Raw genomic sequence first — 7,068 nt, 5'->3', positions numbered from 1 at the left:
GGCGCACCTGGGTGACCATGCCGGACATTGCATCCACCACCATCGCCAACAGGCAACTGATTAAGGGCTTCGAGGTCCCCCCGCACACGACCAACACCGACCACATAACCAAGGAGAATGCCTGTGCCGACTGCGCAGCCCGAAGATCCGTACGCGAACGTGCCGACCGCCTCGGTCTACGACACGTCCGCCGAGACGGCCACCCAGCTCACCGGCCGCCTCGGCTTCTTCTTCGGCGCCGCTGCCCAGACGAACTCCGACGAGGGTCCGGAGGGCGTGCACAAGGCCGACATCGCGACCGCGCAGCACCTCGGCGGCCGGGTAGCGGAGACCGCCCGTACGTTCATCGCAGGCCGGGCGGCCGTCGCCGCCTGACGCCGTACACGTCCGCTATGTCCTACGTCTACGTACCCAGAAGGTCTACCTGCCCCGACCTCAATAGAACACTTCATGTGACCGTCCTACGCGCGTGTGTCACACGGCGTCGGGCAGCGCGCCGCCAAGGTCGACGTCGAGGAGCGCCGCCAGGTCGGGTCGGTTGGGTCGACTTAAATCCGGCCGTCCGTCGGCCCGCGGCATGGAGAAGATCGGATTCCTCGGAGCCGGTGAACGTGATCTCGTCGGGTGGCACATCGACGGCGGCCCGTCGATCGCGCGTCATTCCGCGGCCGGGCCGTGCGCCAGTCCCCCCTGGCTCCGGGTGATCTCAGCGGTGGTGGGCGGGCGGTTCTATCGGCCGTTGATCGCGCCGCTGCGAGCGGCCGAAGTCCTGCTGGAGCCATGATCACGCTCTCTAGGCGGATGCCACCTACCCGTGCCCATGCCGTGCGGAGGATGCCAGACCCTTCAACCAGGTCCCCCAGGGCGGGAAGCGAGTAGTAGCGGACTCGGGCGTGGCGGGCCAGGCGGCGTGCGAGCCGTGGCCCCCAGTCCGTCCCGTCCCAGACCCCCCTGTGCAGATGGATGGACAGAAAGTCGATCTCCTCGTCAGGCCATGCGGTGGCCACGGTGCGCAGGATGCGCCGGGTGGCCAGGTAGCCGTCGGCTCCCGCTCACCGCCGACGAGGTACCGATGGACGGCGTCGTACGCAAGGACTGGCGCGAGGCCGTCGTGGACGACAAGGGCAAGGTCGAGCGCATCCCGTACGAGCTGTGCGTCCTGGTCGCGCTGCGCCAGGCGATCCGGCGCCGCGAGATCTACATCGAGGGCGGCCTGCGCTGGGGGTTTCGGGGTCAGTCGAAGTCGAAGGTGGCGACGACGGGGGCGTGGTCGGACTCGGGGTACTTGATGTCGGTGGCGAAGGCGATGGAGTCGTCGTGGAGGATCTCGTTGTGGATCTCTGAGCCGCGGTAGTGGGCGAGGAGGTTGCGGGTGACGAGCATGTGGTCGATCATCTGGCCGCGGCCGTGGTGGAAGAGGGTGTAGCGGGCCTCGTTGGGGATGGTGTGCTCGAGGGGGACCAGGACCCGGGTAGCGAGGTCGCCGTTGTTGTTGTCCTCGACGTTGCCGCAGATTGCCAGCACCGGGACTTCTTCGGGCTCGGCGTTGAAGTCACCGGCGACGACGATGCGCGCGTCAGGATCGTCGTCGAGGATCTGGTCGATGAGGCGCCTGACTTCCAGGGCCTGGCTCATGCGCTTCATGGACGACAGGAAGCTGCCTTCGGCCCAGCTGTCGGCGGTGCGCCAGATGCCCTTCTGGGAATCGATCACCTGGCCCGGGATGTCGCTGGGGATCTTGGACTTCAGATGCACGGTGATGACGTGCAGCAGGCGGCCGGGGGCTGCGTGGTCGATGTCGATCTGTGCGTGCAGGATGGGCCGCTCGATACCGATCGGAACCGGTCCCGGGTCGGGGGGTGCGGCGGTGAGCCGCTGGTAGCGGGGCTCGGCGACCAGGTCGTTCTTCAGCTGCTGCTGCTTGATGACCGGCAGGTGGGTGGCGATGACCAGGTTGCGCACGTCGAAGACCGCATCGCTCGCGGGCTTGGTGCTGACCAAGGGCGCACCGTCGAGGTTGGTGCCGGCGAGCAGCTCCTTCAGCGCGAGCAGGGCACGCGGCTGCCCAGGGCGCTCCTGCCCGTGCACTTCCTGGAAGCAGGCGATATCCGCCCGCAGCCGCGTGATCTGCGGCTTCATCAGCGTGATGCGTTCAGCCAGCGACGGGCGCGCGCCCGCAGCGGTCTCGTCGAAGTTCTCCAGGTTGAACGTGGCAATCCGGATCTGTGTCACAGGTGCCCCCAAGGCTCACCATGGCTGGGATACGCAGCGTAACCAGATCTCACCGATGTGACGGCAAGGCGCGCTCGGCGTGCCGGGCGCACCCGCTGCCGAGGACTCTGTCAGCCGTGAGGCTGTCCCGGCTTCTTGCGTGACCTGCACGGCCCGAGTTCCGGGACCCGGACCTTCTCCAGCACCTGCTTGAACTGAGTGCAGTCCGCCCGCTGCCCACCGGTGACGACCAGGGACAGCGAGCGGCAGCGCCCGTCCGCGCTCAGGTGGGGCTTGCTGGTGAACCCGCCCCCTCACCTCCACCAGGCAGGCGAGCAGGCTCTGCCACGTGGTTTCGCCTTGATGCTCGAGGACTTCGGCCCCTTTGAAGCGGGAGCTGGCGGCGGATCGGTGCGATCGCCAGCTGCCCCGCTCTGGCAGGGCAGCCGGTGCCGAGCCAGTCGTGAGGATTGTCAGTTGGGGCGGGTGGAGGGGTAGGGATTCGGTCAACTCTGTTCGGTCACGCTGAGTAGGAGCTTTTGAACTCTTGCAGGTCAGACCGGTTAGCCATGTGTGGGAGCTCGTTGTCAGTGCGACCGTCTATCTTCGGCGCATGACACAGATAGATCTTCCTGCGTTCGATCGTGAGTGGACTCGTTTTGAGTCGTGGCTCAGGTCGAACTCGCCCGCCGATCAGGCCACCTTGCGCAGGCCGGCGGGGCGGGAGCGGCTCACCGAGTTGGAATCACGGCTCGGCTTCGACCTGCATCCGGAGCTCAAGGCACTGCTGGAACAGCACGATGGAGCCGCTGAACCTGTTGCCATCCCTGGCTCCCGCAGAGTTCTTCCTGCTGGTGCGTTTCTTCCGTCGGGACACCGGCTCAGCGGTGTGGACGACATCGTGATGATGTACGACGTGCTCGTGGACGTCGGCGAGGACAACATCGAAGCCGATCTGTGGGAGGAGGACGCGCTGGCCGTGAATCTGCATCGCTGCGTGCCGTTCGCACTTCCCAACGACGGCGGTCTCGCCTTTATCGATCACCGCCCCGGGCCTTCGTACGGGCACGTGTACGAGATGGGCATCGGATCAGGCGATCTGGACGGGACGCTCTGGGCAACAAGCCTGACGGAATTCTTCCGAGCCCTAGCCAATGCCTTGGAGGCTGGCGCTGCCTTCCTGTACTACTGGCCCGCGCCCTACGATGACGAGTCGGGCCACCACTGCCTTGAGTGGGAGATCCATCCCTGAGCGCGGCCGGGCTATGACCTCTTCTCCCATGTGATGCGGGAGCCTCTGCGGGTGAGACGCCTGGTCATGAGGGTGATGAATGTCCAGTTCAGGTGAGCTTCGCTGTGCTGTGGCAGCCGCTCGTAGTCCCGGCAATTGCGGCGAGCGTTCATGATCCAGCCGATCGACCGCTCGACCTTCCAACGGCGAGGCAGAAGGACGAAGCCCTTGGCTCCCCGCACTCAGGCCAACCGCCGCCTGTCTGCGCGTGGCCATCATCCGCGCACGGCGCCCTGTCCACAACCGAGTTCAGAACGCGACACCCGCATTACGGCACAGCTGGACGCGCTGCGGATGGGATCGCGCACCCCCGAGCTACCGAGAGGCCCTGCTTCCTGTCCGCGCCACCCAAAAAATCACCCGACCGGGAACCCTATTCGATCAGCACGTTCCAAGATCGGTTGAGCAATCGGCTTCTCAGAAGCGCATCGCTCTGACGACGGTTCAGCTCCAACTCGGCGAGGGCCCGTTCGGCTCCCCGTGCGGCACCGGTCGGCCCGTGAACGCGTCCAGAGGGACCCGGTCACCGACCGGCCGGTCCAGCTTCACCGTCACCTTCTCGCGGCGCAGCGCTCCGGGGCAGGGGCCGTCCTTCGTCCCGACGACGGATGCGGACAGCACCACGCTGCCGCCCGTCTCCAGCACGTCCACAGCGGGGCCGTCGTCGCAGGACCCGTGGTTGGCCACCACGGTGACGGACCGGCCGTCCCCGGCCACCTCGACCAGCCCTCCGAGCGGCGCCAGCTCGCTGGTGGACACCTCCTGGGCCGGCTTGATCGGTGGCTCGGGGGGGTTCGAGGGGCTGAGGGCGACCCGCTTGAGCGGGGTGTCGTAGCCCTCGAGGGTGAACAGCCAAGCCGGGACGGTCGCCGGGCCACGGCTGGTGGCCAGGGTCATCTCGCCCAGCTTCGCCCCGGTCACGGTCAGGTGCGGTCCGTTGCTACTGTTGCGGTCCAGGCTCTCGTACGTCTTCTGCGCCCCCATGAGTGGCAGCGTGAGCGAGCCTCCGCTCTTCCACTTCACCTGCCCGTCCTTGGGCGGGGTGGCCGGAAGTTCGCCGTGCAGGACAAAGTTCTGGGTCTCGTAGGCGCGCTTGTCGGCTTCGTTGCGGAAGGCACTCTCGGGCATGGACCGCCTCGCCCATCGGGTAGTAGCCCATGCGCCACACCTGGGCGGCCTTGGAGCCGTCCCAAGCGTCGGCGACCTGGCGGGCGCGGGCCTCCCTCTTCGGCGCCGGGTCAGCGTCGCGGACCTCCGCGCCGCCACCCTCCGCTTTCTCGCTGCCGCAGGCGGCGAGGGCACCGGATCCGGCGGCGAACAGGGCCAGTGCGACGAGCAGATAGACGGTGCGTGTGGTGTTCGTACGCATGGATGTCCCCCCAGGGACTGACGGTGACGAGTGGAGGCTGTGCGGTGAGGGGTGAAGGCCGGACCGTCCCTGTGACGCGCTGAACCCGGCCCGGGTTCGGTCCATTCCGTCTTCCGGCCGCGTTTGTTGTTGCATCGTGACCAGACTCCTAGCCGCGGGATGCGGCGGCGCCGTGCAGACCTGCACCGAGCGACGTCGGTGCAGGTCCATTCCCGTCCACTGCCGGAATGCAGTAAATTCATCGAGGGCTTCAGGGACTTCGCCTGGACAAAGCATCCTGCGCCCCGGCAGAAGCGGGAGGCCCCGTTCCTTTCATCGCATCAGGTCCGCGGGCACTTGTTTGCATTGGACCCTCTACGGAGCGATCACCGCGGTGAATCCAGGTTCAGTGGACGCTGAGGTTCTTTTTGAGGAGCACCTCTTGCACCGGCTGATAGTAGGTCGTGCGGTCGGGTTGCGCGTCTGTGCCGCCGTGAGGGGCCATCCATTTTCCGGACACCAGTTATGGGTGTTTCCTATGCCGTGAGCTGCATCTTCACGTATTCGGCGTGAACTTCTGCCGGGGTCTTGTAGCCGAGGCCCGAGTGGAGTCGCTTGCGATTGTAGAAAACTTCGATGTAGCGGACGACCGCCCGGCGGGCATGTTCGCGTGTAGGGAACGCAGTTCGGTGGACGAGCTCGTTTTTGAGGGCCCCGAAGAATGATTCGGCCATCGCGTTGTCCCAACACACGCCGGTGCGGCCGACGGACGGTCTGATACCCATTGTGCGGAGCTTCTTGCGAAAGTCGTTTGACGTGTACTGACTTCCCCGGTCCGAATGAAACACGCATCCGTCAGCAAGTTGAGTGTTTCCGGCGGCCATGTCGATGGCATCTGATATCAGCGAGGTCCTCATGTGGTCGGCCATCGACCAGCCGATAACTGCCTTCGTATGGCAGTCGATTACCGTCGCAAGGTAGAGGAAGCCGGCCCACGTGTGGATGTACGTAATGTCGCCGACGAGCTTGTGACCGGGCACCTTGGCGGTGAAGTCCCGGCCCATCAGGTCCGGTGTCTCGGCAGCCGTCTCATCGGCGATCGTCGTCACCCGCCACGGTCTTGGCTGGCACGGGACGAGGCCCATCTCGCGCATCAGGGAGCGGACCAGCTCCAGCCCGGCCTGCAGGTTCATCCGCGCGAGGGCGGCGTGGACCCGCCGGTAGCCGTAGGTCTCGTCCGAGTCCCCGAAGACGTGACAGATGATCAGTTTCAGCTCTTCACGGCTTTCAGCGGTTGCTGACAGCGGCCGCGAACGCCAGTCGTAGAAGCCGGAGGAGGAAACGCCCGCCCAGGCGCACATCTTGGATATGGGGAAGTCGTCCTTCTCGCCGTCGATGAACTCGTACTTGTCGCTCACCGATATTCCTGGGCGAAGAAGGCCGCTGGTCGGGTGGCCCGGGGAAATCTCACCCCCGGGCTCCCACAGATCCTGGCGTGACAGTCTCCCGTCACCGGGCTCCTATTATCCTGATCGTCAGGTGACGTTGACCCATTTCCAGTGCGCGAAGAACGACGGGTAGGACTTGACGACCTGGTCCCATCTTCGCGATGCCTTCTTGTAGGTCTTCAGCCGCTTGTGTTTCTTCCGGACCCAGCGCAGCAGGTAGAAGTTGATGCGCTGGAGGAGGGGATACAGTTCGGTTTGGTAGAAGGCGCCATAGTACTGCATCCATCCGCGAATAATGGGGTTCAGCCATTTCGCGAACTCGCCGAAGGAGTAGGTGACATGCATGTGAATCCGCCAGGAGCGGACTTCCATACTCATCTTCTTCAGGGCATCCTTGCTGACCGCCGGGAGGAAGGACGTGAAGATCTTCCCGTGGCGGTCCTGTGCCGGACGGTTTCGGAATGTGAAACCAAGGAAGGTGAATGAGGTAGCCGCGCCATCACGGTGTCGCTCCCTTCCGCAATACACGATCCGTGTCTTATCCGGGTGCAGTTGGAGCCCGACCTCTGCCATTCTGTCTTCGAGTCGCGCCAGGACCTCTCGGGCCTGCCGCTCCGACGAGCAGTGGATCACTGCATCGTCCGCATAGCGTTCGAACTGGACACCCGGAAAAGTCCGGGTGAGCCACATGTCGAATGCATAATGAAGAAACAGATTCGCCAAGATCGGGGATACCGCAGACCCTTGTGGGGCAATGCCACTTATTTAAG

The 7,068-nt window shown here is 65.1% G+C and carries 5 protein-coding genes and 2 pseudogenes; 2 read left to right on the top strand and 5 right to left on the bottom strand.

Annotated elements, in window-relative coordinates:
* Positions 1-216: 216 nt before the first annotated feature.
* Positions 217-375, top strand: a pseudogene (locus J7E87_RS34165) (NADPH-dependent FMN reductase); the annotation flags it as partial.
* Positions 376-1,233: 858 nt separating this feature from the next.
* On the opposite strand, the gene J7E87_RS34160 reads toward J7E87_RS34165, so the two are convergent.
* The gene (locus J7E87_RS34160; RefSeq protein ID WP_215098549.1) at positions 1,234-2,232 is read right to left on the bottom strand and encodes an endonuclease/exonuclease/phosphatase family protein; all 999 of its coding nucleotides are present in this window, start codon (positions 2,230-2,232) and stop codon (positions 1,234-1,236) included.
* Positions 2,233-2,824: 592 nt separating this feature from the next.
* Between J7E87_RS34160 and J7E87_RS34155 the strand changes: the two genes are divergently transcribed.
* The gene (locus J7E87_RS34155) at positions 2,825-3,463 is read left to right on the top strand and encodes an SMI1/KNR4 family protein (RefSeq protein ID WP_215098548.1); all 639 of its coding nucleotides are present in this window, start codon (positions 2,825-2,827) and stop codon (positions 3,461-3,463) included.
* A gap of 107 nt (positions 3,464-3,570) precedes the next feature.
* Here J7E87_RS34155 and J7E87_RS36670 read toward each other — a convergent pair.
* The 4 genes and pseudogenes from J7E87_RS36670 to J7E87_RS36330 all read right to left on the bottom strand — a co-directional run.
* Positions 3,571-3,672 (bottom strand): annotated as a pseudogene (locus J7E87_RS36670) (IS5/IS1182 family transposase); the annotation flags it as partial.
* A gap of 274 nt (positions 3,673-3,946) precedes the next feature.
* Positions 3,947-4,630 carry a hypothetical protein gene (locus J7E87_RS34145; protein WP_308313199.1) on the bottom strand — a complete coding sequence of 228 codons (684 nt, stop codon included), beginning with the start codon at positions 4,628-4,630 and terminating at the stop codon, positions 3,947-3,949.
* Positions 4,631-5,386: 756 nt separating this feature from the next.
* Positions 5,387-6,268 (bottom strand): IS3 family transposase, encoded by an 882-nt coding sequence (locus J7E87_RS34140; protein ID WP_215098547.1) that lies wholly within the window; start codon positions 6,266-6,268, stop codon positions 5,387-5,389.
* Between the two features lie 117 nt (positions 6,269-6,385).
* The gene (locus tag J7E87_RS36330) at positions 6,386-7,054 is read right to left on the bottom strand and encodes a reverse transcriptase domain-containing protein (protein ID WP_308313200.1); all 669 of its coding nucleotides are present in this window, start codon (positions 7,052-7,054) and stop codon (positions 6,386-6,388) included.
* Positions 7,055-7,068 lie beyond the last annotated feature (14 nt).

It is taken from the genome of Streptomyces sp. ISL-1, assembly GCF_018614585.1.
Classification (GTDB): domain Bacteria; phylum Actinomycetota; class Actinomycetes; order Streptomycetales; family Streptomycetaceae; genus Streptomyces; species Streptomyces maoxianensis.
The sequence above is the reverse complement of the archived record's forward strand: the minus strand, read 5'-3'. Positions and strand labels throughout refer to the sequence as shown.